General features: G+C 64.5%; 22 protein-coding genes. 15 read left to right on the forward strand and 7 right to left on the reverse strand.

The window, feature by feature from the left end; all coding sequences use genetic code 11:
- Positions 1–68: 68 nt before the first annotated feature.
- Positions 69–815, reverse strand: coding sequence for a sulfite exporter TauE/SafE family protein (locus IE101_RS07610; protein ID WP_189633231.1), 747 nt, complete (start codon positions 813–815; stop codon positions 69–71).
- 168 nt (positions 816–983) lie between these two features.
- Between IE101_RS07610 and mdh the strand changes: the two genes are divergently transcribed.
- From mdh to lpdA, 9 genes are all read left to right on the forward strand, one after another.
- A complete protein-coding gene (gene mdh, locus IE101_RS07615) occupies positions 984–1,946 on the forward strand; it encodes a malate dehydrogenase (RefSeq protein WP_189633232.1) in 963 nt (320 codons plus the stop codon).
- A gap of 118 nt (positions 1,947–2,064) precedes the next feature.
- Complete coding sequence (locus IE101_RS07620) at positions 2,065–2,745, forward strand: class I SAM-dependent methyltransferase (RefSeq protein WP_189633233.1); 681 nt, start codon at positions 2,065–2,067, stop codon at positions 2,743–2,745.
- A 211-nt stretch (positions 2,746–2,956) separates the two neighbouring features.
- Positions 2,957–4,150, forward strand: a complete 1,194-nt coding sequence (gene sucC / locus IE101_RS07625; protein ID WP_189633234.1) for an ADP-forming succinate--CoA ligase subunit beta — start codon at positions 2,957–2,959, stop codon at positions 4,148–4,150.
- A 4-nt stretch (positions 4,151–4,154) separates the two neighbouring features.
- On the forward strand, positions 4,155–4,664 hold the full coding sequence (locus IE101_RS07630; RefSeq protein WP_189633235.1) for a hypothetical protein: 510 nt from the start codon (positions 4,155–4,157) through the stop codon (positions 4,662–4,664).
- A 69-nt stretch (positions 4,665–4,733) separates the two neighbouring features.
- A complete protein-coding gene (gene sucD, locus IE101_RS07635; protein ID WP_189633236.1) occupies positions 4,734–5,618 on the forward strand; it encodes a succinate--CoA ligase subunit alpha in 885 nt (294 codons plus the stop codon).
- A 179-nt stretch (positions 5,619–5,797) separates the two neighbouring features.
- Positions 5,798–8,764, forward strand: a complete 2,967-nt coding sequence (locus IE101_RS07640; protein ID WP_189633237.1) for a 2-oxoglutarate dehydrogenase E1 component — start codon at positions 5,798–5,800, stop codon at positions 8,762–8,764.
- 4 nt (positions 8,765–8,768) lie between these two features.
- Entirely contained in the window at positions 8,769–10,013 is a 1,245-nt protein-coding gene (odhB, locus tag IE101_RS07645; RefSeq protein WP_373296080.1) for a 2-oxoglutarate dehydrogenase complex dihydrolipoyllysine-residue succinyltransferase, read from the forward strand.
- 203 nt (positions 10,014–10,216) lie between these two features.
- The gene (locus tag IE101_RS07650; RefSeq protein WP_189633238.1) at positions 10,217–10,612 is read left to right on the forward strand and encodes an MAPEG family protein; all 396 of its coding nucleotides are present in this window, start codon (positions 10,217–10,219) and stop codon (positions 10,610–10,612) included.
- Positions 10,613–10,690: 78 nt separating this feature from the next.
- On the forward strand, positions 10,691–12,079 hold the full coding sequence (lpdA, locus tag IE101_RS07655; RefSeq protein WP_189633239.1) for a dihydrolipoyl dehydrogenase: 1,389 nt from the start codon (positions 10,691–10,693) through the stop codon (positions 12,077–12,079).
- Positions 12,080–12,209: 130 nt separating this feature from the next.
- Here lpdA and IE101_RS07660 read toward each other — a convergent pair whose 3' ends face one another.
- Positions 12,210–14,171: a methylmalonyl-CoA mutase family protein gene (locus IE101_RS07660; RefSeq protein WP_189633372.1), complete on the reverse strand. Its 1,962-nt coding sequence runs from the start codon at positions 14,169–14,171 to the stop codon at positions 12,210–12,212.
- Between the two features lie 154 nt (positions 14,172–14,325).
- Between IE101_RS07660 and IE101_RS07665 the strand changes: the two genes are divergently transcribed.
- Together IE101_RS07665 and parA are read left to right on the forward strand one after the other, a co-directional pair.
- Positions 14,326–15,678 (forward strand): 1-acyl-sn-glycerol-3-phosphate acyltransferase, encoded by a 1,353-nt coding sequence (locus tag IE101_RS07665; RefSeq protein WP_189633240.1) that lies wholly within the window; start codon positions 14,326–14,328, stop codon positions 15,676–15,678.
- 66 nt (positions 15,679–15,744) lie between these two features.
- Positions 15,745–16,368: a ParA family partition ATPase gene (parA, locus tag IE101_RS07670; RefSeq protein WP_189633241.1), complete on the forward strand. Its 624-nt coding sequence runs from the start codon at positions 15,745–15,747 to the stop codon at positions 16,366–16,368.
- 19 nt (positions 16,369–16,387) lie between these two features.
- Here the strand turns inward: parA and IE101_RS07675 are convergent, their stop codons facing one another.
- The 3 genes from IE101_RS07675 to IE101_RS07685 form a co-directional block, all read right to left on the reverse strand.
- A complete protein-coding gene (locus IE101_RS07675) occupies positions 16,388–16,681 on the reverse strand; it encodes a hypothetical protein (protein ID WP_189633385.1) in 294 nt (97 codons plus the stop codon).
- A gap of 368 nt (positions 16,682–17,049) precedes the next feature.
- A complete protein-coding gene (gene ettA, locus IE101_RS07680) occupies positions 17,050–18,705 on the reverse strand; it encodes an energy-dependent translational throttle protein EttA (RefSeq protein ID WP_189633242.1) in 1,656 nt (551 codons plus the stop codon).
- A 70-nt stretch (positions 18,706–18,775) separates the two neighbouring features.
- Positions 18,776–19,645 (reverse strand): bifunctional helix-turn-helix transcriptional regulator/GNAT family N-acetyltransferase, encoded by an 870-nt coding sequence (locus IE101_RS07685; protein WP_189633243.1) that lies wholly within the window; start codon positions 19,643–19,645, stop codon positions 18,776–18,778.
- 118 nt (positions 19,646–19,763) lie between these two features.
- Here IE101_RS07685 and IE101_RS07690 point away from each other — a divergent pair, with 118 nt between their 5' ends.
- Positions 19,764–20,372 (forward strand): nicotinate-nucleotide adenylyltransferase, encoded by a 609-nt coding sequence (locus tag IE101_RS07690; protein ID WP_189633373.1) that lies wholly within the window; start codon positions 19,764–19,766, stop codon positions 20,370–20,372.
- A 1-nt stretch (position 20,373) separates the two neighbouring features.
- On the opposite strand, the gene IE101_RS07695 is transcribed toward IE101_RS07690, so the two are convergent.
- Complete coding sequence (locus IE101_RS07695; protein ID WP_229804057.1) at positions 20,374–21,876, reverse strand: MORN repeat-containing protein; 1,503 nt, start codon at positions 21,874–21,876, stop codon at positions 20,374–20,376.
- Positions 21,877–21,960: 84 nt separating this feature from the next.
- Here IE101_RS07695 and IE101_RS07700 point away from each other — a divergent pair, with 84 nt between their 5' ends.
- On the forward strand, positions 21,961–23,619 hold the full coding sequence (locus tag IE101_RS07700; protein ID WP_189633244.1) for an NAD+ synthase: 1,659 nt from the start codon (positions 21,961–21,963) through the stop codon (positions 23,617–23,619).
- Positions 23,620–23,624: 5 nt separating this feature from the next.
- Positions 23,625–24,203 carry a hypothetical protein gene (locus IE101_RS07705; protein WP_189633245.1) on the forward strand — a complete coding sequence of 193 codons (579 nt, stop codon included), beginning with the start codon at positions 23,625–23,627 and terminating at the stop codon, positions 24,201–24,203.
- A 90-nt stretch (positions 24,204–24,293) separates the two neighbouring features.
- Here the strand turns inward: IE101_RS07705 and IE101_RS07710 are convergent, their stop codons facing one another.
- Complete coding sequence (locus IE101_RS07710; protein WP_189633246.1) at positions 24,294–25,247, reverse strand: 1-phosphofructokinase family hexose kinase; 954 nt, start codon at positions 25,245–25,247, stop codon at positions 24,294–24,296.
- Positions 25,248–25,413: 166 nt separating this feature from the next.
- Between IE101_RS07710 and wrbA the strand changes: the two genes are divergently transcribed.
- A complete protein-coding gene (gene wrbA, locus IE101_RS07715) occupies positions 25,414–26,004 on the forward strand; it encodes an NAD(P)H:quinone oxidoreductase (RefSeq protein ID WP_189633247.1) in 591 nt (196 codons plus the stop codon).
- Positions 26,005–26,027: the final 23 nt, after the last annotated feature.

Raw genomic sequence — 26,027 nt, forward strand, 5'->3', positions numbered from 1 at the left:
CCTGTCGCTTGGTTTCGCCGGTCTGATCTACGCGACGCAGGCGGCGCGCGGTTTGCTGTGGTAGAGGGTCAGACCTTGGTCAGCGCATCCCAGACCAGCTTGACCGACAGGATCAGCAGCGCCCATGTCACCAGCTGGAAAAACAGCCGTTCCGGCAGTTTCCGCACCAACCAGACCCCCGCAAAAACCGCGACCGAGGCCGGTATCGCCAGAAGGACCGAGAGTTTGAGGTTTTCCACATTGATCTGCCCCAGTGCCCAATAGGGGATAAGCTTGATCGCGTTCACATAGGCAAAAAGGATGGTCGATGTGCCGGCAAACACCTCTTTCGGCAGTTTCAGCGGCAGGGTGTAGACCTGATAGGGCGGGGCGCCCGCGTGGCTCACAAAACTTGTGAAGCCGGTCAGCGCGCCCCAGAACATACCCGGCGCGACCTCGGCCGTTTTTGCGGCGGGTTCCACACGGCGGGGGCGCAGCATGTTCAGCGCAAAGATGGCACCGATCAGCCCGACGATGCCCGAAACCACCCATTCGGCCACAACATGTGCGGTGGCCCAGCCCAGCACGACGCCAATTGTGGTGGCAGGAACCAGAATGGCGAGCAGTCGTTTGTCGAAGGCATGACGATAGGCATAAAGCCCGAACATGTCCGAGACGACATAGATGGGCAACAAAAGCCCCGCCGCCATCACGGGCGACATGACCTGCGACATCAGCGGCACCGACAACATCGCCACCACCGGCACACCGCCTTTGCCCATGCCCACAAGCACTGCGGCCAACCCCGCCAGGACCCAGAAAATCGTGTCGTGCATCATGGCCCCGGCTGGCTTTTGTCAAATCCGTCCGGGTTTAGCGCAAACATCTTGCGCGCGCCAGTCGGGCCTGTCATGCCGCGACGCGGCGGCCCGAAGAATCTTGCGGGAATCTTCCGGGGTCACTATAGCATACCATTGCATACAATCCCAGCCGGAGACGGAATCATGGCACGACCCAAGATTGCACTGATTGGCGCAGGCCAGATCGGCGGCACTCTCGCCCATCTCGCAGCCATCAAGGAACTCGGCGATATCGTCCTGTTCGATATCGCGGAAGGCACCCCGCAGGGCAAGGCGCTCGACATCGCACAGTCCGGCCCGTCGGAAGGCTTTGACGCGACCATGAAGGGCGCCAACAGCTACGAAGACATCGCGGGTGCCGATGTCTGCATCGTGACTGCCGGTGTCCCGCGCAAGCCGGGCATGTCGCGCGATGACCTGCTGGGCATCAACCTCAAGGTCATGAAATCGGTCGGCGAAGGCATTGCCAAATTCGCTCCGAACGCCTTCGTGATCTGCATCACCAACCCGCTTGACGCGATGGTCTGGGCGCTGCGCGAATTCTCGGGCCTGCCGCACAACAAGGTGGTCGGCATGGCAGGCGTGCTGGATTCGGCGCGTTTCCGTCACTTCCTGTCGGTGGAATTCAACGTCTCCATGCGCGATGTCACCGCCTTCGTGCTGGGCGGGCATGGCGACACCATGGTGCCGCTGGCCCGCTATTCGACCGTTGCCGGCATTCCGCTGCCGGATCTGGTCGCGATGGGTTGGACCACGCAAGAGCGTATGGACAGCATCATCCAGCGCACCCGTGACGGCGGCGCCGAAATCGTGGGCCTGCTGAAGACCGGTTCGGCCTTCTATGCCCCGGCCACCTCGGCCATCGAAATGGCAGAAGCCTATCTGAAAGACCAGAAGCGCCTGCTGCCCTGCGCGGCCTATGTCGATGGCGCCTTCGGCCTGAACGGCATGTATGTCGGCGTCCCGACCATCATCGGCAAGGACGGGATCGAGCGCATCGTCGACATCAAGCTGAATGCCGACGAACAAGCCATGTTCGACAAGTCGGTCGATGCGGTGAAGGGCCTGGTTGCCGCCTGCAAGACCATCGACCCGTCGCTGGCCTGATCGTCTGACGACCTTTCCGCGGCCGCGGGTCCGGGGGCAATTCCCCGGCCGCGGCCGCGGTTCATTTTGGGGGGCTTCCCCCTTGGCGGGCTGCCTGCGCTTGCGGTAAGGGCAGGGGATGACCCAAGGCCATATCTCGCCCTATCACGCGCCCGACTTCATCCCCGACGCCCTGTCGCGCGGCCGTCACCGGTCTATCATCGGGGGGCGGTGGGAAGAAACCGGCGTCATCCAGATGCAGATGCTGCTGGCCGAGGGCCTGCGCCCGTGCCACCGGCTGCTGGATATCGGCTGCGGTCCGCTGCGGACGGGCTGCCGCGCCGTGCCCTATCTGAACCCCGGCAATTACTGGGGCACCGATCTGTCGCGCGATCTGATCCTGAAGGGCTATGCCGATGAGCTGACCGAGGGCGACCGCGCCCGCCTGCCGCGCGCACAGCTGGTGGGGGATGCGGACTTCAGCTTTCCGGGGGTGCCGGATGCCTTTGACTATCTGCTCTGCTTTGCGGTCTTTACCCATCTGCCGATGAACCATCTGCGGCGGGCGCTGATCCGGGTGGGGCAGCGATTCACGAAGTTTGAAAAGTTCCTGTTCACCGTCTTTCTTGCCCCCGATGCCGCGGCGAGCCTTGGGCCGGTGCGTCAGCCCGACGGGGTGGTGACGCATGACATCCGCCCGCCCTATCACCTGCTGGCCGAGGATGTTCAGCACTTCTGCGCGCAGGCCGGGCTGATGGTCGACATCCGCCCCAACCGCCTGCCGCGGGGACAGGTGCTTTGTGTCGCGCGCAGGGCCTGACCTGTCGCAAGAGACTCGGCCCGAGTCTTTCGAGCGAAGCCCCGCATGCTGTTTGCGTTAACGAAACCTTGCTTGTGATCACACTTTTTCGCGGTGTGATCACAAATACGATTTTTATGCGCCAAAACCTGCCCGCCACGCAAAAGCCATTTTGAGACCGCCTTTTTCTATGGCATCACCCCGCCAAATCAGCAGCGATGGGACATGATCCATGAACATCCATGAATATCAGGCCAAGGCGCTTCTGCGCAGCTACGGCGCCCCGGTTTCGGACGGGCGCGTCGTCCTGAAAGCGGAAGATGCCAAGACGGCCGCGGGTGAGCTGGACGGGCCGCTCTGGGTCGTCAAGGCTCAGATCCACGCCGGTGGCCGTGGCAAGGGCAAGTTCAAAGAGCCGGAAGCCGGCGAAAAGGGCGGTGTCCGCCTGGCCAAATCGGTCGAAGAGGCCGAGACGCTTGCCAAGCAGATGCTGGGCCGCACGCTGGTCACGCATCAGACCGGCCCGGTCGGCAAGCAGGTGAACCGCATCTACATCGAAGCGGGCTCGGACATCGCGCGCGAACTCTACCTCGCGCTGCTGGTGGATCGTCAGTCCTCGCGCATTTCCTTCGTCGCCTCGACCGAAGGCGGGATGGACATCGAAGAGGTTGCCGCCTCGACCCCGGAAAAGATCATCAGCTTCTCGGTTGACCCGGCTTCGGGCCTGTCCGATTTCCACGGCCGCCGTGTGGCCTTCAGCCTCGGGCTGGAAGGCAACCAGGTGAAGCAGTGCGTGGCGCTGGTCAAGACGCTCTACAAGGCCTTCGTCGAGAAGGACATGGAGATGCTGGAGATCAACCCGCTGATCGTGACCCCGGAAGGCCAGCTGAAGGTGCTGGACGCCAAGGTCTCGTTCGACGGCAACGCGATCTACCGCCATGCCGATATCGCCGCCCTGCGCGACGAAACCGAAGAAGACCCGAAAGAGCTTGCCGCGTCGAAGTTCGACCTGAACTACATCGCGCTGGACGGTGAAATCGGCTGCATGGTGAACGGCGCGGGCCTTGCGATGGCCACGATGGACATCATCAAGCTTTACGGTGCCGAACCGGCCAACTTCCTCGACGTGGGCGGTGGCGCCACCAAAGAGAAAGTGACCGAGGCCTTCAAGATCATCACCTCTGACCCGAACGTCAAAGGCATCCTCGTGAACATCTTCGGCGGCATCATGCGCTGCGACGTGATCGCGGAAGGCGTGCTGGCGGCGGTGAAAGAGGTTGGTCTGCAGGTGCCGCTGGTCGTGCGTCTGGAAGGCACCAACGTCGAGCTGGGCAAAGAGATCATCCGCAATTCCGGCCTGAACGTCATCGCAGGCGACAACCTGTCGGATGCCGCGCAGAAGATCGTGAAAGCGGTCAAGGGCTGATCCGATGCGCAAGCGGATGGTCCCTTTCCTGCTGGTTCTGACGGCTCTGCCTGCCTTCGGGCAGGACCTGGCCGCGCTGCCTGATGCGGTGGCGTTGCTCAAGGGCAAGGCGCTGGCTGACCGGCTGGACGGGGCGATCATCGCTTGTCTGTATGGGACAACGGACCCGGCCAAGGCCGAGGCGGCCTATGAGCTGGCGGAATGGGTGCGCGCGGACGAATTCGAAGGCACCGTGCGCTATGTGTCGAAGGACATCGTGACGATGTTCTGGGACGCGCCCGAAACCGGCTTCTGCATGGTCGAGACGGGGGCGATGGGCACCGATGCCCTGCTGGCCCGCGCCACGACCCTGCTGGACGGGGCAGGCTGGGTTGTCCCCCGCCTTGCCACGGTCGAGGGTTGCCCCGCGCTTGATCTGGGCAATGGGATGACCCTTGCGCCCACCTCGGCCGGGCAGGACCCGCTGTGTTCCGCCGACGAAAACGCCGCCCTGCGCTTTCAGGCCAAGAATTGATCCTTGGGCCGGGTGCGCCCCGGCCTGACCCGCAATCAACGGTGGCAGCGCCACCATACGGAGAGACACATGGCTGTTCTCGTGAATGAAAATACCAAGGTGATCTGCCAGGGCTTCACCGGCTCGCAGGGGACCTTCCACTCGGAACAGGCGATCGCCTACGGCACCAAGATGGTTGGCGGCGTGACCCCCGGCAAAGGCGGCACCAGCCACCTGAACCTGCCGGTGTTCAATTCGGTCCACGAAGCCAAGCACGTGACCGAGGCGAATGCGACCGTGATCTACGTGCCGCCGCCCTTCGCTGCGGATTCGATCCTCGAAGCGATTGACGCCGAGATGGAGCTGATCGTCTGCATCACCGAGGGCATCCCGGTGCTGGACATGATGAAGGTGAAGCGCGCGCTGGAAGGCAGCAAATCGCGCCTGATCGGGCCGAACTGCCCCGGCGTCATCACCCCCGGCGCCTGCAAGATCGGCATCATGCCGGGCCATATCCACCAGCGCGGCAGCGTCGGTGTGGTGTCGCGTTCGGGCACGCTGACCTATGAGGCCGTGAAGCAGACCACCGACCTCGGTCTGGGTCAGTCCTCGGCCGTGGGCATCGGCGGCGACCCGATCAAGGGCACCGAACATATCGATGTGCTGAACATGTTCCTCGACGACCCGGAAACCCAGTCGATCATCATGATCGGTGAAATCGGGGGTTCGGCCGAGGAAGAAGCTGCCGAGTTCCTGGCGCAGCAGAAGAAGAAGGGCCGCTGGAAGCCGACCGCCGGTTTCATCGCGGGCCGCACCGCGCCGAAAGGCCGCCGCATGGGCCACGCCGGGGCGATCGTCGCCGGGGGCAAGGGCGATGCGGAATCGAAGATCGAGGCCATGAAGTCGGCCGGGATCATCGTCGCTGACAGCCCGGCCCATCTGGGCGAGGCCGTCATGAAGGCCCTTGGCAAGTAATGACCTTTGCCCCCGGCCACGGCCGGGGGCGCACTTCACGGGAGGGGAGTGTGCCATGACCTGCGATCCGCTTCCGGCGCTGCCCGGCCTGCCCGCCACCCGGCGGGCCTGACCGCGTTTCAGACCTGCCCCCGCCCGCCGCACAGACCTCCGGCCCAGACCCTTCAAGGATAACGCCGATGACCGATCAGACCCCCAACGCCGCGTTCCACGCCCAATCCTTCATGGATGGCGCGAATGCCGATTACATCGACCAGCTTCAGGCCCGCTATGCCGCCGATCCGAATTCGGTGGATGCCGCCTGGGCCGCCTTCTTCGCGGCGCTGGGTGAAAGCGAGCTGGACGCCAAGCGCGCCGCCGCCGGCCCCAGCTGGGCCCGCGCCGACTGGCCGCCGACCGCTGCCGATGACCTGACCGCCGCCCTGACCGGCGAATGGCCGCTGGCCCCGAAAGAGGCCAAGGGCGCGGGCAAGAAGATCGCGGAAAAGGCGGCCGAAGCCGGGGTGCAGTTGTCGCAGGACCAGATCCAGCGCGCCGTGCTGGATTCGATCCGCGCCATCATGATCATCCGCGCCTACCGGATCCGCGGCCACCTGGCCGCCGACATCGATCCGCTGGGGATGCGTGACGCCTCGGCCCATCCCGAGCTGGACCCGAAATCCTACGGCTTCACCGAAGCCGACATGGATCGCCCGATCTTCATCGACAATGTGCTGGGCCTGACCCATGCCTCGATGCGCCAGATCATCGACATCGTGAAGCGCACCTACTGCGGCACCTTCGCGCTGCAATACATGCATATCTCGAACCCTGAAGAGGCCGCCTGGCTGAAAGAGCGGATCGAGGGCTACGGCAAGGAAATCCAGTTCACCCGCGAAGGCCGTCGCGCCATCCTGAACAAGCTGGTCGAGGCCGAGGGCTATGAGAAATTCCTCCATGTGAAATACATGGGCACCAAGCGCTTCGGCCTGGACGGGGGCGAGGCGCTGATCCCGGCGATGGAACAGATCATCAAGCGCGGCGGTGCGCTGGGTGTGAAGGAAATCGTCATCGGCATGCCGCACCGCGGCCGTCTGAACATCCTCGCCAATGTGATGGGCAAGCCCTATCGCGCGATCTTCAACGAATTCCAGGGCGGCTCGTTCAAGCCCGAGGATGTCGATGGGTCGGGCGACGTGAAATACCACCTCGGCGCCTCGTCGGACCGGTCGTTTGATGGCAATACGGTTCACCTGTCGCTGACCGCCAACCCCTCGCACCTTGAAGCCGTGAACCCGGTGGTGCTGGGCAAGGTGCGCGCCAAGCAGGACCAAAAGGGCGACCACACGGACCGCACCTCGGTGCTGCCGATCCTGCTGCATGGCGATGCTGCCTTTGCGGGGCAGGGCGTCGTGGCCGAATGTCTGCAGCTGTCGGGCATCAAGGGGCACCGCACCGGCGGCTGCATCCACATCGTCGTGAACAACCAGATCGGCTTTACCACCGCGCCGCATTTCTCGCGCACCTCGCCCTATCCGACGGATATCGCGCTGATGGTGGAAGCGCCGATCTTCCACGTGAACGGTGATGACCCCGAGGCCGTGGTCCATGCCGCCCGCGTGGCGACCGAATTCCGCCAGACCTTCCACAAGGACGTGGTTCTGGACATCTTCTGCTACCGCCGCTTCGGTCACAACGAAGGCGATGAGCCGATGTTCACCAACCCGGTCATGTACAACCGGATCAAGAAGCACAAGACCACGCTCCAGCTCTATACCGAGCGTCTGGTCAAGGACGGCCTGATCCCGGAAGGCGAGATCGAGGATATGAAGGCCGCCTTCCAGGCGCGCCTGAACGAAGAGTTCGAGGCCGGCAAGGACTACAAGCCCAACAAGGCCGACTGGCTGGATGGCCGCTGGAAGAACCTCTCGACCGATGGCGGCAACTACACCCCCGGCAAGACCTCGATCGCGCCGGAAACCTTGGCCGAAGTGGGCGCCGCGCTGACCCGCGTGCCTGACGGGTTCGACATCCACAAGACCGTGGCGCGTCAGCTGGAAACCAAGAAGAAGATGTTCGAAACCGGCGAAGGCTTTGACTGGGCCACCGCCGAGGCGCTGGCCTTCGGGTCGCTGCAGGTCGAAGGCTTCCCGGTGCGTCTTGCCGGTCAGGACTGCACCCGCGGCACCTTCTCGCAGCGCCATTCGGGCCTGATCGACCAGACCACCGAGGAACGCTACTACCCGCTGAACCACATCCGCCCGGGTCAGGCGCGGTATGAGGTCATCGACTCGATGCTCTCGGAATATGCGGTGCTGGGCTTTGAATACGGCTATTCGCTGGCAGAGCCGAATGCGCTGACCCTGTGGGAAGCCCAGTTCGGCGATTTCGCCAACGGCGCGCAGATCATGTTCGACCAGTTCATCAACTCGGGCGAATCGAAATGGCTGCGGATGTCGGGCCTTGTTGTGCTGCTGCCGCATGGCTTTGAAGGGCAGGGGCCGGAACACTCTTCGGCGCGTCCGGAGCGCTTCCTCCAGCTGTCTGCGCAGGATAACTGGATCGTGGCGAATTGCTCGACCCCGGCGAACTACTTCCACATCCTGCGCCGCCAGCTGCACCGCGATTTCCGCAAGCCGCTGATCCTGATGACGCCGAAATCGCTGCTGCGCCACCCGCTTTGCATTTCGCGCGCCGAGGACTTCACCACCGGCTCGTTCTTCCACCGTGTGCTGTGGGATGACGCCCAGAAGGGCAATTCCAAGCAGGTGCTGAAGGCCGATGACCAGATCAAGCGCGTCGTGCTGTGTTCGGGCAAGGTCTATTACGACCTGCTGGCGGAACGCGATGCCCGCGGTTTGGACGATGTCTATCTGCTGCGCGTGGAACAGCTCTATCCGTTCCCCGAAGCCTCGCTGCGCGCCGAACTGTCGCGCTTCCCGCAGGCCGAGGTGGTCTGGTGCCAGGAAGAACCCAAGAACCAGGGCTACTGGACCTTCGTCGAACCCAATATCGAGCAGGTGCTGGCCCAGGTCGGCGGCGCGTCGAAGCGTGCCCGCTATGCTGGCCGCAAGGCTTCGGCCTCGCCCGCAACCGGCCTCGCCTCCAAACACAAAGCTGAACAGGAAGCGCTCGTGAACGATGCGCTGTCTTCGGAAGGGAAGTAATAAAATGACCGTTGAAGTCCGCGTCCCCGCCCTTGGCGAAAGCGTCACCGAGGCGACCATCGCAACCTGGTTCAAGAAGCCCGGCGATACCGTCGCCGTGGACGAGATCCTGTGCGAGCTGGAAACCGACAAGGTGAGCCTGGATGTTCCCTCGCCCGCAGCTGGTGTTCTGGGCGAAATCCTGGCGCAGGAAGGCGAAACCGTCGCCGCCGCCGCGCTGCTGGCCACCATCGCCGAAGGTGCCGCCGGTGCCGCCCCCGCCCCGGTGACTGTCGATCCCAAGATCGAACAGGCCGCCGCGGTGAATTCGCCCGGCGCCGGTCCCGAAGTGCCCGCCGCCCGCGCCGATGTCGAAAACGCCCCCTCGGCCAAGAAGGCGCTGGCCGAGGCCGGTCTGTCGGCCGATCAGGTGCAGGGTTCGGGTCGGGATGGCCGCATCATGAAGGAAGACGTTGCCAAGGCTGCCGCTGCTGCCGCCGCCCCCGTGGCTGCGGCCGTCGCGGCCGCCCCGGTCGCCATTCCGCGCGCCCCGGTCCCGGCCGATGACGCCGCCCGCGAAGAACGGGTGAAGATGACCAAGCTGCGCCAGACCATCGCGCGCCGCCTGAAGGACAGCCAGAACACTGCCGCCATGCTCACCACCTACAATGAGGTGGACATGTCCGGCATCATGGAGCTGCGCAACACCTACAAGGACGCCTTCGAGAAGAAGCACGGCGTGAAGATGGGCTTCATGTCCTTCTTCGTGAAGGCCTGCTGCCACGCGCTGAAGGAAGTCCCCGAGGTGAACGCCGAAATCGACGGCACCGACATCGTCTACAAGAACTACGTCCATATGGGCGTGGCCGTGGGCACGCCCTCGGGTCTTGTGGTGCCGGTGGTGCGTGATGCCGATCAGATGGGCTTTGCCGCGATCGAAAAGAAGATCGCCGAACTGGGCATCCGCGCCCGTGACGGCAAGCTTTCGATGGCCGAAATGGCGGGCGGCTCGTTCACCATCTCGAACGGCGGCGTCTATGGTTCGCTCATGTCCTCGCCCATCCTGAACCCGCCGCAATCGGGGATCCTCGGGATGCACAAGATCCAGGACCGTCCGGTCGTGGTGAACGGCCAGATCGTGATCCGCCCGATGATGTATCTTGCCCTCAGCTACGATCACCGCATCGTCGACGGCAAAGGCGCCGTGACCTTCCTCGTCCGAGTCAAGGACGCGCTGGAAGATCCGCGCCGCCTGCTGATGGATCTGTGATCCTGCTCGGGGGCGGCAATACCGCCCCCGAACCCTCCCCTCGCGGGGGCCGTCGGCCCCCGTTCCGTCGCGCCAAAAGATGCCGGGGCCCCGCCCATGACCGACGACCTGTCCCTTCCCGCACTCACCCTCCCGGCCCGGCCCGCATTGCCGGGGCAGGGCTCTCCGCGGTGGGACGTCGGCCCCAACCGTCCGAGCCGCGCATGACCCCCGAACTCACCGCCCTTGCCCTCGCGGGCCTGCTGCAGGCCGTGCAATTTGCGACCTTCGCAGTCCCGGCCAACCGGGAACTCGGCGTGGGCTATACCTCCTCGGCGCGCGACGTCCCGCCCTCGCGGTCCATGTCGAGGGTCACCGCCCGGCTGCAACGCGCGATGAACAACCATTTCGAAGGGCTGATCCTCTTTACCCTCGCCGTGGTGGTCGTGACGCTCGGCCAGCAATCCAGCCCGGTCACGCAGACCGCCGCTTGGATCTACCTTGGCGCCCGCATCCTCTATGTTCCGGCCTATGCCCTCGGCTGGCGCCCCTGGCGCTCGGCCATCTGGGGCATCGGCTTCTTCGCAACCCTTACCATGATCGTGGCCAGCCTGATCTGACCGCTTTCATCTTGGCAAAATATCCTCGGGGGTCCGGGGGCAGACAGCCCCCGGTCTTCGACACCACAGGAGACCGAAATGGCAGAATTCGATGTGATCGTGATCGGCGGCGGCCCCGGTGGCTATGTCTGCGCCATCCGCTGCGCGCAGCTGGGCCTCAAGACCGCCGTGGTCGAAGGGCGCGAAACACTGGGCGGCACCTGCCTCAACGTGGGCTGCATCCCGTCGAAAGCGCTGCTCAACGCCACCCACCACCTGCACGAAGTGCATGAGAATTTCGAAAAGATGGGCCTGATGGGCGCGCATCCGACCGTGGATTGGGCGAAGATGCAGGCCTACAAACAGGATGTCATCACCGGCAATACCAAGGGGATCGAATTCCTCTTCAAGAAGAACAAGGTCACCTGGCTCAAGGGCTGGGGCACAATCCCGGCCGCCGGTCAGGTGAAGGTCGGCGAAGACACCCATACCGCAAAGCATATCGTCATCGCTACCGGCTCCGAACCCGCAAGCCTGCCGGGCGTCACCGTCGATGAAGAGGTGGTTGTCACCTCCACCGGCGCGCTCGCCCTTACCGAAATCCCGAAATCCATGGTGGTGATCGGCGCCGGCGTCATCGGCCTCGAAATGGGGTCGGTCTATGCCCGCCTCGGCGCCAAGGTGACCGTGGTCGAATATCTCGACGGCATCACCCCCGGCATGGATACCGAAGTGGCCAAGGCCTTCCAGAAGATCCTCGCCAAACAGGGCCTCAAATTCGTGCTGGGTGCCGCCGTCCAGGGCACCGAACGCACCGCCACCGGGGCCAAGGTCGCCTACAAGCTCCGCAAGGACGACAGCGCGCATGAGATCGAGGCCGATGTCGTCCTCGTCGCCACTGGCCGCAAACCCTATGTCGCAGGCCTCGGCCTTGACGCGCTCGGCGTCGAGATGGAGCCCCGCGGCCAGGTCAAGACCAATGGCCATTTCGCCACCAGCGTGAAGGGCATCTACGCCATCGGCGACGCCATCATCGGCCCGATGCTCGCCCACAAGGCCGAAGACGAAGGCATGGCTCTGGCCGAAATCCTCGCGGGCAAGCACGGCCATGTGAACTATGACGTCATTCCCGGTGTCGTCTATACCACGCCCGAGGTGGCGACCGTCGGCAAGACCGAAGACCAGCTCAAGGCCGAAGGCCGCGCCTATAAGGTCGGCAAGTTCAGCTTCATGGGCAATGGCCGCGCCAAGGCCGTCTTCCAGGGCGAAGGCTTCGTCAAGATGCTGGCTGACAAGGAAACCGACCGTATCCTCGGCTGCCATATCGTCGGCCCCGCCGCCGGTGACCTGATCCACGAAGTCTGCGTCGCCATGGAATTCGGCGCTGCGGCACAGGATCTGGCGCTCACCTGCCACGCCCACCCCACCTATAGCGAGGCCGTGCGCGAAGCCGCCCTTGCCTGCGGCGATGGCGCCATCCACGCCTGATCCGGCCCCAAAACGCAAAACGCCCCGGTCCAACCCGGGGCGTTTTTCTTTTCTTCCTATTTTCTGTCTGAAAATATCCTCAGGGGGTGAATGGCCGTCAGGCCAGAGGGGGCGCGAGCGCCCCCTGCCTTCATTCTGCCGCCACCGCCTCCGGGTTCACCAGCGCGACAATGTCCAGCATGATGCGGTTCAGCTCGAAATCCTTGGGCGTATAGACCGCGGCCACACCCATTGCGCGCAGCTTCACGGCATCCTCCTCGGGGATGATCCCGCCCACCACGACCGGCACATGGTCAAGGCCCGCAGCCCGCATCCGTTCCATCGTCTCGCGGATCAGCGGCAGATGGCTGCCCGAAAGGATCGACAGACCCACCACATGCGCCTCTTCCGCCGCCGCCGCGGCAACAATCTCGGCCGGGGTCAGGCGGATGCCTTCGTAATGGATATCCATGCCGCAGTCGCGCGCACGGGCGGCGATCTGCTCGGCACCGTTCGAATGGCCGTCAAGACCGGGCTTGCCCACCAGGAATTTCAGCTGCCGCCCCAGCCGGGCTGAGGCCGTGGCCACGGCCTCGCGGATCGGCTCCAACCCTTCCGTCCGGTTCGAGGGGCTGCGCGACACGCCCGTCGGCGCACGATATTCGCCAAAGGCCGCCCGCACCACGGCACCCCATTCGCCCGTCGTCGCCCCGGCCTTGGCCGCAGCGATAGAGGCCGGCATCACGTTCTGCCCCGACAGGCAGGCCGCCCGCAGTGCCTCCAGCGCCTGTTTCACCGCGGCCTCATCACGGCCCGCGCGCCAGGCTTGCAGACGCTCGACCTGATCACGCTCGGCGGCCTCGTCCACCACCATGATCGCTCCATCCCCCGCCGTCAACGGCGAGGGCGCGGCCTCGGTCCAGCGGTTCACGCCGACGACGATGGTCTCTTTCGCCTCGATCCGGGCAATACGCTCGGCATTGGCCTCGACCAGACGGCTCTTCATATACTCAATCGCCGCCACCGCGCCGCCCATGGCGTCGATCTGCGCCAACTCCTGCCGCGCGCCGTCCTTCAGCGCCGCAACCTTGCGGTCAATCGCCGGGTTCCCGTCAAAGAGATCGTCATATTCCAGCAAGTCCGTCTCATAGGCCAGGATCTGCTGCATCCGCAGCGACCATTGCTGATCCCAAGGGCGGGGCAGGCCAAGCGCCTCGTTCCAGGCCGGAAGCTGCACCGCGCGCGCGCGTGCCTTCTTGGACAGGGTCACCGCCAGCATCTCGATCAGGATGCGATAAACGTTGTTTTCCGGCTGCTGTTCCGTCAGGCCAAGGCTGTTGACCTGCACACCATAGCGGAAACGGCGGTATTTCGCATCGGTGATGCCATAACGGTCGCGGCACAGCTCATCCCACAGATCGACGAAGGCGCGCATCTTGCACAGTTCGGTCACAAACCGGATGCCCGCGTTCACGAAGAAGGAGATCCGCCCCACCATATTCGGGAAATCTTCGGCCGGAACCTTGCCCTTGAGGTCGTCCAGAACGGCACAGGCCGTGGCCAGCGCAAAGGCCAGCTCTTGCTCGGGCGTGGCCCCGGCCTCTTGCAGGTGGTAGGAACAGACGTTCATCGGATTCCATTTCGGCAGGTGCCGCTGCGTATAGGCCGCCACATCGGTGATCATCCGCAGGCTGGGCTTCGGCGGGCAGATATAGGTGCCCCGGCTCAGGTATTCCTTGATGAGGTCGTTCTGCACCGTCCCCTGCAGACGCGAGATATCGGCGCCTTGTTCCTCGGCCACCGCAATATAAAGGGCCAGCAGCCAAGGCGCGGTGGCATTGATCGTCATCGAGGTATTCATCTGCTCCAGCGGGATCTGGTCAAAGAGCATCCGCATGTCGCCCAGATGGGATACCGGCACACCGACCTTGCCAACCTCGCCGCGCGCCAGTTCGTGGTCGCTGTCATAGCCCGTCTGCGTGGGCAGATCGAAGGCCACCGACAGACCCGTTTGCCCTTTGGAAAGGTTTGTCCGGTAGAGCTGATTCGAGGCCCGGGCCGTGGAATGCCCGGCATAGGTGCGGAACAGCCAGGGGGCTTCCTTCTGCGGCATCTGGGGCGCTTGGGTCATGGCGGGCCTCGTGAATCGGGTTGGAAATATTATTGCTGCGATGCAGTTATGCGCGAAAGAATATGCCCCTGTCAATTCGCCGCGCTGCGGCATGGCCGGGTTTACGGCGAAGGTCGCACCGCATAGGCTGCGGCCCATGACATCGACCGTGGAACTTCCGCTCTGGCTGGTGGTGCTGGCCCTTCTGCTCGCCGCCGTCGCGGCGTTGGAACGCGTGCTCATGCCCTCTGCACGGTGGTTCCTGCGGAAACGGGCCGAGCGGCTGATCGGGCGGCTCAATACCCACCTTGCGCGGCCGATTCAGCCCTTTCGCCTGATGGCGCGGGCGGATCGCATCGTGCAGCTGACCTATGATCCCCAGGTGATCCGCGCCGTGATGGACCATGCGCGCGACACCGGCGTGCCGGAACCCGTGGCGCTGCAGGCCGCGCGCAAGGCCGCGCGCGAAATCGTGCCGGGCTTTTCCGCGCTGGTCTATTTCGGGGTGGCAACGCGGTTGGCCCGTTGGTTTTCGCGCCTGTTCTACCGGGTCCATGTCGGGCGTGTGGACGCCGCCCTTGCGACCATCGACCGTGAGGCGACGGTGGTTTTCGTGATGAATCACCGCAGTAACATGGATTACGTGCTGGTGACCTGGCTTGTCGCCAACCGTTCGGCCCTGTCCTATGCGGTGGGGGAATGGGCGCGGATCTGGCCGCTTTCGGCGATGATCCGGGCGATGGGCGCCTTCTTCGTGCGGCGCAATTCGCGCAATACCCTCTATCGCCGTGTGCTGGCGCGCTATGTGCAGATGATCACCGCGGAAGGGGTGACGCAGGCGATTTTCCCGGAAGGGGGCCTCAGCCTTGACGGGCGGGTCGGGGCGCCGCGGATGGGGCTTTTGTCCTATATCCTGCAGGATTTCGGGCCCGATCACCGTGATGTGGTGTTTGTGCCGGTGGGCATTGCCTATGACCGTGTGCTTGAGGACCGGCTGTTGGTTGAAGCCGCGCAGCGGGGCGACCGGCGCTTTCGTGGCAATCTTTTCGGCGTGATCGGCTTCACCCTGCGGATGCTGCGGCGCAAATGGAAGGGCAGCTATATCGGCTTTGGCAGCGCCGCCGTCAGCTTCGGGGCGCCGCTGTCGTTGCGGGACTGGCTGGTGCATCAGACTGCCGACCCCGAACGGCTGGGCACGGCGCTTATGGCGCGTGTCGCGCAGGTCGTGCCGGTATTGCCGGTGCCGCTGGTGGCGGCGGCTTTGCGCGAAGGGGCTCTGACGCCGGGCGCCGTCCAGCGCCGCGTGGAGGAGATGGTCGCCGAGCTGACGGCGCGTGGCGTGCCGCTGGAACTGCCTGCCGGCGGGGTATCCGAGGCCGTGGGAGAGGGGCTGACCGCCCTTCTGGCCCGTGGGATCGTTGCCGACCTGAACGGATTGCGTATTGCATCCGGGAAAGAGGCGCTCTGTGCCTATCAAGCCGGGCCGGTGGAGCAGCATCTTGGGCGCTGATGCCGCAAGATCGCTATGCCCCGGCGGGATTTCCCGTTACGCTGCGCCGCAGCAAGGGGGATTCGCATGGGCAAGGTCATCACCATCGCGCAACAGAAGGGCGGGGCGGGCAAGACCACGCTTGCCGTGACGCTGGCGGGGGCTTTCGTGCGGCAGGGTCTGTCGGTGGCGCTGCTCGACAGCGATCCTCAGGGCAGCCTCGGGCGTTGGTTCATGACCCGGGTCGAGCGTCTGGGCGAGCCGGATGTCGAGTTTTCCACCGCTTCGGCCTGGGGCGTGGGTTATGAATGCCGCAAGCTGAAGGGGCGGCATGACATTGTCATCGTCGATACCCCGCCCAAGGCCGACAGCGATCTGCGCCCTGCCTTGCGCGAGGCGGATCTGGTCTTGGTGCCGGTCGCGGCGAGCCATGTGGATCTTTGGGCAACCGATGGCGTGCTTGATCTGGTCGCGCGGGAAAGCGGGCGGGCGCTGATCGTGCTGAACCGGATGAGCGCGGGCACCCGTCTCGCGGAAGAGGTGGCAAAGGCGGCAGAGGGCGTGGCGCAGGTGGCGAAGTCGCGCCTTGCTGCGCGCGTGGCCTATGCCGAAACACTGGGGCAGGGGGCTTCGGCGCTGGATGCGCGCGGCCCTGCGGCGGCCGAAGCGAAGGCCTTGGCCGCCGAGGTTTTGGCCGCTCTGGCCGAGTAAGCCCGGCCAGAGCGCCCGTTCAGAATACGTCAAAAAGATAAAGCAGAATGATGATCGGGATCGGGATGCCGATCACCCAGGCGAGAATGCCACGCATGTGAGCCTCCTTTTTGCTGTCGCAAGGCCAACGCCCCGCAGGCGGCAGCGGTTCCAGACAGGCGGCCTGCGCCCGGCCCGCCGCGCCAATGCGCGGGGCGCCCAGAGGTTTCACCGCGCTGTTCGCAGGCAATGCGCCTTCGGACATACGGGGGGCGAAGGTCGCCCGACGTCCCTGACCGGGTTTGGTTGACTGCCGCGAAAGGGCGCCCTGCATGTGGCCAAGTTCCTTTGTCCTCTCTCATGCAGCAAGGCGTGCGTCTCGGAGAGCGGCCTTTGGACATGGAAATCAGCGCCCATTTCCCGGGCCCCGGCCAACAACCCGGTTTCCCGAACGCCCGCCAGAAGTGAGGGCCAGATGTCTGGCTTTGGGCCACATGGTTGCGGCGGGCAAGGGCTGCCCACCCGCTTGGCCCATGGCATTGGCCGGTGCGCCCAAACCTTGATCGGCTTCCCCGATATCCCGCCACAGTGTTTCGGCCATCCGCCGCGCCGCCACGGCCGAGGGGCGCCCCGCCCATGAAGAAGGACGGTGAGGTTTCCCCCACCGGCCCAAAGCCATATGCCGTTGTCACACCGCGAAGGTCAGCGGGTGAATTTTTTGTATTTGACGCGCTTCGGTTCAATCGAATCCGGGCCGAGGCGACGGACCTTGTCTTCCTCATAGGCTTCGAAGTTGCCCTCGAACCATTCCACATGGCCTTCGCCTTCGAAGGCGAGGATATGGGTGCAGAGCCGGTCAAGGAAGAAGCGGTCGTGGCTGATGATGACCGCGCAGCCTGCGAATTCTTCCAGGGCCGCTTCCAGCGCCTGCAGCGTTTCCACGTCAAGGTCGTTGGTCGGTTCGTCGAGCAGCAGGACGTTGCCGCCAGAGCGCAGCAGCTTGGCCATGTGCACGCGGTTGCGCTCACCGCCCGACAGCAGGCCCACCTTCTTCTGCTGGTCGCCGCCCTTGAAGTTGAAGGCCCCGCAATAGGCGCGGCTGTTCATCGTGGCGTCGCCCAGTTCGATGACCTCAAGCCCTTCCGAGATTTCTTCCCAGACGGTCTTGTTGGGGTCCAGCGCGTCGCGCGACTGATCCACGAAGGACAGCTTGACGGTATCCCCGAAGGTGATGGTGCCGGCATCGGGTTTTTCCTGCCCCGTCAGCAGCTTGAACAGCGTCGATTTCCCGGCGCCGTTCGGGCCGATGACGCCCACGATGCCACCGGGCGGCAGCACGAAGGACAGGTCCTCGAACAGCAGCTTGTCGCCGAAGGCCTTGGTCAGGCCTTCGATCTCGATCACCTTGCCGCCCAGACGCGGGCCGTTCGGGATGATGATCTGCGCGGTCGAAATCTTCTCGCGCTCGGTCTTGTTGGCCATTTCCTCGTAAGACTGGATCCGGGCCTTGGATTTCGCCTGACGGGCCTTGGCCCCGGCGCGGATCCATTCCAGTTCCTTTTCCAGAACCTTCTGCTTGGCCTTGTCCTCACGCGCTTCCTGCGCCATGCGCTTGGCCTTCTGTTCCAGCCAGCTGGAATAGTTGCCCTCGTAGGGGATGCCGCGGCCGCGATCGAGTTCGAGGATCCAGCTCGTGATATCGTCGAGGAAATAGCGGTCGTGGGTCACGATCAGGATCGTGCCCTTGTATTCGATCAGGTGCTTTTGCAGCCAGGCGATGGTCTCGGCGTCGAGGTGGTTGGTCGGTTCGTCGAGCAGCAGCATGTCGGGCGCCTCAAGCAGCAGCTTGCAGAGCGCAACCCGGCGGCGTTCCCCGCCCGAGAGGGTTTCGACATTGGCGTCATCAGGCGGGCAGCGCAGGGCCTCCATCGCCACATCGACCTGGCTGTCGAGATCCCAGAGGTTCTCGGCGTCGATCTCGTCCTGCAGCTTGGCCATCTCCTCGGCGGTCTCGTCCGAGTAGTTCATCGCCAGTTCGTTGTAGCGGTCGATCTTGGCCTGCTTCTCCGCAACCCCCAGCATGACATTGCCGCGCACGTCCAGCGCGGGGTCCAGCTGCGGTTCCTGCGGCAGATAGCCGACTTTGGCGCCTTTGGCGGCCCAGGCCTCGCCGGTGAAATCCTTGTCCCAGCCGGCCATGATGCGCAGCAGGGTCGATTTCCCGGCGCCGTTGACGCCGACGACACCGATCTTCACGCCGGGAAGGAAGTTCAGGCGGATATTTTCAAAGCACTTCTTGCCGCCGGGATAGGTCTTGGAGACGCCATCCATGTGATAGACGAATTGATACGAGGCCATGTCGGGCTCCATGTTCCAGAATTGCCCCTGCTCTAGCGGTCTCGCGGCGGTTCTGCAACGGAAAGCGGGGTCAGAGCTGCTTCTCGAACCAGTGATGGGCAAAGGGATTGTCGTTGTAGCGCGGGATTTCCTGCCATCCCGCGCGCCGGTAGAGGGTCAGCGCCTCGGGCAGGTGGCGGCTGGTGTCAAGGCGCAGGCGCGTCAGGCCCAGACGGCGGGCTTCGGTTTCGGCGGCGGCCATCAGGCGGCGGCCCAGCCCCACCCCGCGATGATCGGGCGAGACCCAGAGACATTTGATTTCGGCCCGGCCCAGCCCATCCCCGCGCAGCGAGACGCAGCCCAGCCGGTCCTCGCCATGTTCGGCCATAAGGAAGGCACCGCGCGGCGGACGCAGGGCGCCGGGGTCGGGGTCGGTGCCGGGGGTGAAGGGCAGGCCGAAGCGGCCCGAAAGTTCGGTATAATAGGCGCGCAGGCAGGCTGCGGCCTCGGCGCTGTCGGGGTCGATCAGGCGCAGGCGCATGCGATGTGCGGCCAGCAGGGTGGCCACGCGGTCCATCGCGGCCAGCAGCGTTTCATCGCCGTCCAGAAGGTCATGCAGTTCGGCCGCGCGGTCGCGGGTCAGCTGTTGGCAGGCCGCGATCTCTGCCAGCCCGGCTGGGGTGCAGGCGGCGCGGCGGCGGCGCGCATCTTCGGGGTCGGGGGTGACGGTGATCAGGCCGTCCTCTTCCAGTTGGCGGAGCTGACGGCTCATCAATCCGCTGTCGAGCGTCAGGTGATCGCGCAGGGCGCCCACATCCATCCCCGCGGCGCCGATGGCCATCAGTGCGCGCAGCGGTCCCATCGGCCGTCCGCGCGCGGCAAGCGCCGCTTCCCGCCCGGCCTCTTCCGCGGCGATGGTTCGGGTGAAGCGCAAGAGGCGGTCAAGCTGCGGTTCGGGCATGTCGGACTCGGGTCAGGCAATTTCTCTGACTGATGTCAGGAATTTTCGCCATTGGCAAGCGGACCCCCGCGTGTATGACGATTCCGGGCGGGCAGGGCGCGATAAGGAACAGGGGCGGATGCGGCAGGGCTTTCCACGGGCGACGCGGGGCATGGTGGTGGGGCTTCTGGGCGGGTCCTTCGATCCGGCGCATGAAGGCCATGTCCACATCACGCGCGAAGCGTTGCGGCGCTTTGGCCTGGATCGCGTCTGGTGGCTGGTCACGCCTGGCAACCCGCTGAAACCGCGCCAGCCTGCGCCCATGGCGGATCGGTTGGCGCGGGCGCGGGCGCTGATGCAGCATCCGCGCGTGGTGATCACAGATCTTGAGGCTCATCTGGGCACCCGCACGACCGCCGCCACGCTGAAGGCGCTGCGGGCGCGCTATCCGAGGGTGCGGTTTGTCTGGCTGATGGGGGCCGACAATCTGGTGCAGTTCCACCGCTGGGATCGCTGGGAAGACATCATGCACATGGTTCCCGTGGGGGTATTGGCCCGCCCTGGCTGGGGCGTGCGCGGGCGTCTGGGCCGTGCGGCGCGGGTCTATGCGACCGACCGGGTGACCGAAGGGGCCGCGGGCGATCTGGGGCGCCGGGCGGCCCCTGCCTGGGTGCTGGCCGATGTGCCGCTGAACGATCTGTCCTCAAGCGCGATTCGCGCGCGGGGGGAATGGCACAGCGGCGGCTAGGTCAGTTGGCGGGCGCCTGCGAGGTGGCGTCGCCTGCCGGGGCTGCGTCCGGCGCGGGCGGCGGGCCGGCAGGTTCGGGTGCCGCGACCAGAATCCCGTTCAGCCATTTCCCCGCGCTTTCCTGACCCGAGGTATAGCGCAGCACGCCTTGCCCCTCGCGCTTGCCCTTGACGAAGTCGCCCTCATAGGTGTCGCCATTGCCATAGGTCGCGGTGCCTTTGCCGGTCATTTCCCCCATTTGCCACTGGCCGCTATAACGGAACCCGTCGCTCATGGTGAAATCGCCGATACCGTGGCGGATGCCATCCACAAAATCGCCCGTATAGGTTGACCCATCGGGATAGGTTGCCGTGCCTTTGCCGGTACGTTTGCCCGCCGTCCAGTCACCATCGTAGCGGAAGCCGTCTGGCCGGGTCAGCACGCCTTTGCCATCGGCCTGCTCACCGCGGAACTGCCCCGCATAGGCGGCGCCATCGGCATAGGTGGCGCGGCCACGGCCCTCGATCTGGCCCTTGGACCAGTTGCCGTCATAGCTTGACCCGTCGGCATAGGTGATCTTGCCCTGACCCTGCGGTAGATCCGCGACGAAGCTGCCCATGTAGACCGATCCATCGGCATAGGTGAGGGTGCCTTGCCCCTCCATCCGGCCCGCCTTCCAGTCGCCGTCATAGCCATAGCCATCGGGGGCGATGTAGCGGCCCTTGCCCTCGCGCTGATCGGCGCGGAACTGGCCTTCATAGACGGCGCCGTCCTTGTAGGTCATCTTGCCCCGGCCCTGACGGCGGCCTTCGACAAAGGCACCTTCGTAGCGGTCGCCATTGGGTTGCGTCAGCTTGCCTAGGCCGTTGATCTGGCCCTTGGCCCAATCGCCTTCATAAACTAGCCCATCGGGCATGGTCAGTTTGCCCTTGCCATCGCGCAGGCCCGCCTGCATCTGCCCCTCGTATCGGGTGCCATCGGCATAGGTCATCACGCCTTGGCCCTGCATCTGGTTGGCGACCCAGTCCCCCTCATAGACCATGCCGCCGGGCGAGGTGAGCTTGCCCTTGCCTTCATGCTTGCCCGCGACGAAGGCCCCTTCATAGACCGCGCCATTGGCATAGCGGGCGATGCCCTGACCCTCGATCGCGCCATTGGTCCAGTCGCCTTCATAGCTCGACCCGTCGGCATAGGTGATCTTGCCCTTGCCATCAGGTTTTCCGCCCACGAAGGCGCCCTGATAGATCGACCCGTTGGGATAGCGTGCCGTGCCCTGACCGCGGATTTCGCCTTCGACCCAGGCGCCGGAATATTCATAGCCGTTGGGCAGCCGATAGGTGCCGGTGCCGTGCTGGCGGCCGTTCAGAAACGTGCCCTCATAGACCGATCCGTCGTCATATTGCTTGACCTGCACGTCATCCAGCGATTGCGCGGCTGCGGCCAAGGCCACAACCTGTGCCAGAACCAGACCTGCCATCCCGATCCGCCGCCGCATCCCGCGCCTCCGTCCCGTGTCATCGCCCATGCAGCCTTTTCCTTGGCTGTCAGTCTGCTAGAAAGCAAGACAATTCCTCGGGACGCCGCTCCCGCAGATTGTGGAGAGCCGCCCATGACGACCCGCTTCCGCCTGACGCTTGGCCAGCTGAACCCGACCGTGGGCGACCTTGCCGGAAATGCCGAAAAAGCCCGTGCCGCCTGGGCCGAGGCCAAGGCCGCCGGGGCCGATATGCTCGCGCTGCCCGAAATGTTCATCACGGGCTATCAGACGCAGGATCTGATCCTGAAATCGGTTTTCGTGCAGGAGGCCGAGGCCGCGCTGCATCAGCTTGCCCGCGATTGCGCCGAGGGGCCGGCCATCGGCATCGGCGGCCCGGCGATGCTCGGCGGTCGGCTGCACAATGCCTATTGGATCCTGCAGGGCGGTGCCGTGGTGGCGCAGGTCTTGAAGCATCACCTGCCCAATACCGATGTCTTTGATGAAAAGCGCGTCTTCGTGGCGGCCGATGTCTCGGGGCCGTATCGCGTTGGTCCGATCCGCATCGGCACCCCGATCTGCGAAGATGCCTGGCACCCCGATGTGGCCGAAACGCTGGCCGAAACCGGGGCCGAGATCCTGCTTGTCCCCAATGGCTCGCCCTATCACCGGGGCAAGCCCGATCTGCGGCTGAACCTGATGGTGTCGCGCGTGGTCGAAACCGGGCTGCCGCTGGTCTATCTGAACATGGTGGGCGGGCAGGACGATCAGGTTTTCGACGGTTCGTCCATGGTGCTCAATCCGGGGGGCGAGCTTGCGCTTCAGATGCCGCAGTTTGACGCCTGCATCACCCATGTCGATTTCCTGCAAGGCCCCGAAGGCTGGCGCGCCGAACCCGGCATGAAGGTCGAAATCCCGCGCGTGTGGGAGGCGGATTATCGCGCCTGCGTGCTGTCGCTGTCGGATTACATGGCCAAGACCGGGTTCAAGAAGGCCGTTCTGGGCCTGTCGGGCGGGGTTGATTCCGCGCTGGTTGCGGCGATTGCGGCCGATGCGCTGGGGCCGGAAAACGTGCATTGCGTCATGCTGCCCTCGGCCTATACCTCGGAGCATTCGTTGCAGGATGCAGGCGAAACCGCGCGCAATCTGGGCTGCCGTCTGGATACCGTGCCGATTGGCGGCGCACAGGCCGCTGTAGGCGAGGCGCTGGCCGATCTGTTCCGCGGCACCGAACCCGGCATCACCGAGGAAAACATCCAGAGCCGTCTGCGCGGCGTCATGCTGATGGCGATTTCCAACAAATTCGGGGGCATGTTGCTGACCACGGGCAACAAATCCGAAGTGGCGGTGGGCTATTGCACCATCTACGGCGATATGAACGGCGGCTATAACCCGCTGAAAGACATGTATAAAACCCGTGTCTTTGAAACCTGTCGCTGGCGCAATGCGAACCATCGGCCCTGGATGAAGGGGCCTGCGGGCGTGGTGATCCCCGATCGCGTCATCAGCAAGCCCCCCAGCGCCGAGTTGCGCCCCAACCAGACCGATCAGGACAGCCTGCCGCCCTATGAGGTGCTGGATGCCATTCTGGAAGGGCTGGTGGACCGGGAACTTTCGGTCGCCGATCTGGTCGCGCAGGGCTTTGACCGCGCCACCGTCAAGCGGGTCGAACATCTGCTGTACATCAGCGAATACAAGCGCTTCCAATCGGCGCCGGGCGTGCGCCTGACCCCGCGGGCCTTCTGGCTGGACCGGCGCTATCCGATTGCGAACCGTTTTCGCGACGCCACCTGACTTAGATGCAGGACTATTACGCCAACCTGGAGCGCTTGCTGTATGATCAAGATGGTGAGCTGTCACGCAGGCTGAAATCTGCGGCGCTTATCATTTTGTCAGCAGAGGAACTGCGGTCTTGCGTTGAGCAGAAGGCCCTATTGTTTTTCGGTTTACAGAAAGAGTTAAGTTGGCGGCGGGACGATGACCCTCTGCCAATAGAATACGAGGGACTACGATCCAAAAAACAAGCGGACCGGCTTCGGGCTGCGAGCCTCTGGTTCCAAAGCGTTGGTGCATTTAGTGAAGACGATTTTGAGCTGGTTCGGCTTGCAATGAACTATCGAAATGAAGTCGCCCATGAGCTTCTCGAAGCGCTTCTTTATCAATCCCCCGACTTCTTCGCCCCAGAAGTGCCATTTGCAATGGTTTGTTTAGCTCACAAAATAAATGTATGGTGGATGAAAAATTACGAGTTTGAAGACGATTGTAATGAGAGCTTGGATGTCGATAAGGCTGAACAGCTGTCTACCGCAATTGTGAGATTGATAACACTGGCGGCATTTCCTGAATTGTCTGAGGTGCCGCATGCAAATGAAACATGATGATTTATATAGAACTAGTGGTCGCGTGATCCGAAACACGCACTCCGGAACAATGTAAGTCTTCCCCCATGCAGCAGCAGGAACAGCGCCTCAGCCATCGGGCAATGCCTGCGGTGTGGTCTGGGGCAGAAAGCGCGCGACATCCTCGGGGCGGCAGAGTTCGGTCGCGGGGGTGATGCAGGCCGCGGCGGCCGCGGCGACGGCCATGGCCAGCGCAGCCTCACGCACCGCGCCGCGCGACAGGGCCAGAACATGGGCCCCGACAAAGGTATCGCCCGCGCCGACTGCGCTGATGACCTTGACCTGCGGTGCCGGGGCGAACAGGCGCCCCGTACCGTCCGCCAGCACAGACCCTTCGGCCCCGCGGGCGATGATCACGGTTTCCGCCACCCCACGCGCCACCAGATCGGCGGCGAAGGCCGCGCTCGTCGCGCGATCGGGCAGGGGGTGGCCGGCCAGGCCTTCCGCTTCGGCATCATCCATTCGCAATACGGCAAGGCCCGGCACCGGGTCTTGCACCACCGCCGTCAGCGCAGCACCCGAGGTATCGAGGATCAGCCGCGCGCCGGGGGGCAGGGCGGCCTGCACCTCGGCGGCAAAGCGGTCAGGCACGCCGGGGGGCTGGCTGCCTGACAGCACCACCAATGCCCCCTTTGGCGTGATCTCGCGGATGCGCGACAGCGCGCGGTCCATGTCGGAGCGGGGCCAGGGTGTGCCGGGCAGCACGAAGCGGAACTGTTTGCCGGTGCTTTCGTCGGTGACGGCGATGCTTTCGCGCGTCTCGCCGGGGGCGTCGATGCCGCTATAGCCCACGCCCTCGGCGCGCAGGGCTTGGGCCAGACGGTCGCCCGTGGCCCCCGCCAGCGCGACAAGGGCCAGCGCCTCGCCGCCCAGAATGCGGATCGCGCGGGCCACGTTGATGCCCCCGCCGCCCGGATCGATGCGCGGCGCGCTGCAACGCAGTTTCGGGCCGGGCTGCACGCTGGGGGTGCTGGTCGACAGATCCAGCGCGGGGTTCAGCGTGATGGTCAGGATCGGGGTCATGGGGCACCTTTCATGCGGCCAGCTTGCCAGACCCTGCCCCTGCCCGCAACGCGCAGAGCGGGGATTTCTGTGCGCCCATGCACCATGGCCTTGCGACCTTACCGACTGGAACAAACAGCCCGGCGCCTTATTTTCTTAAGACCGCAACGGATTGGGAAACACGATCATGACTGTCAAGCTCGCTATCGTTTTCTATTCTTCCTACTCGACCAACCTGCAAATGGCCCGTATCGCAGCCGAGGATGCCCGCGCCGCCGGGGCCGAGGTGCGCCTGCTTCGCGTGGCCGAAACCGCACCCGAGGATGTGGTCGCGGGCCAAGACGCCTGGAAGGCGACCGCCGATGCCATAAAGGACATTCCCGTCGCCACGGCTGCGGATATGGAATGGGCCAATGCCTATCTCTTTTCGACGCCGACGCGCTTTGGTCAGGCGGCCTCGCAGGTGCGGGCCTTCATCGACACGCTGGGCGGTGTCTGGTTCCAGGGCAAGCTGGCGAACAAGGCGATTTCGGCCATGACCTCGGCCCAGAACGCCCATGGCGGGCAAGAGGCGACGATCCTTGGCCTTTACACCAGCTTCCTGCATTGGGGCTCGGTCATCGTGGCGCCGGGCTATACCGATGCGTCGATCTTTGAGGCGGGCGGCAACCCCTATGGTTACAGCCACACGCAGGGCAAGCCCTTTGGCGATGCCGAACGCAAGGCGATCGGCCATCAGGTGCGCCGTCTGATCGAGATCGCCGGCAAGCTGGCCTGAGGTTTTGGGGCAGGGGGCGCCTG

It is taken from the genome of Gemmobacter lanyuensis, assembly GCF_014652355.1.
GTDB classification, from domain to species: domain Bacteria; phylum Pseudomonadota; class Alphaproteobacteria; order Rhodobacterales; family Rhodobacteraceae; genus Gemmobacter; species Gemmobacter lanyuensis.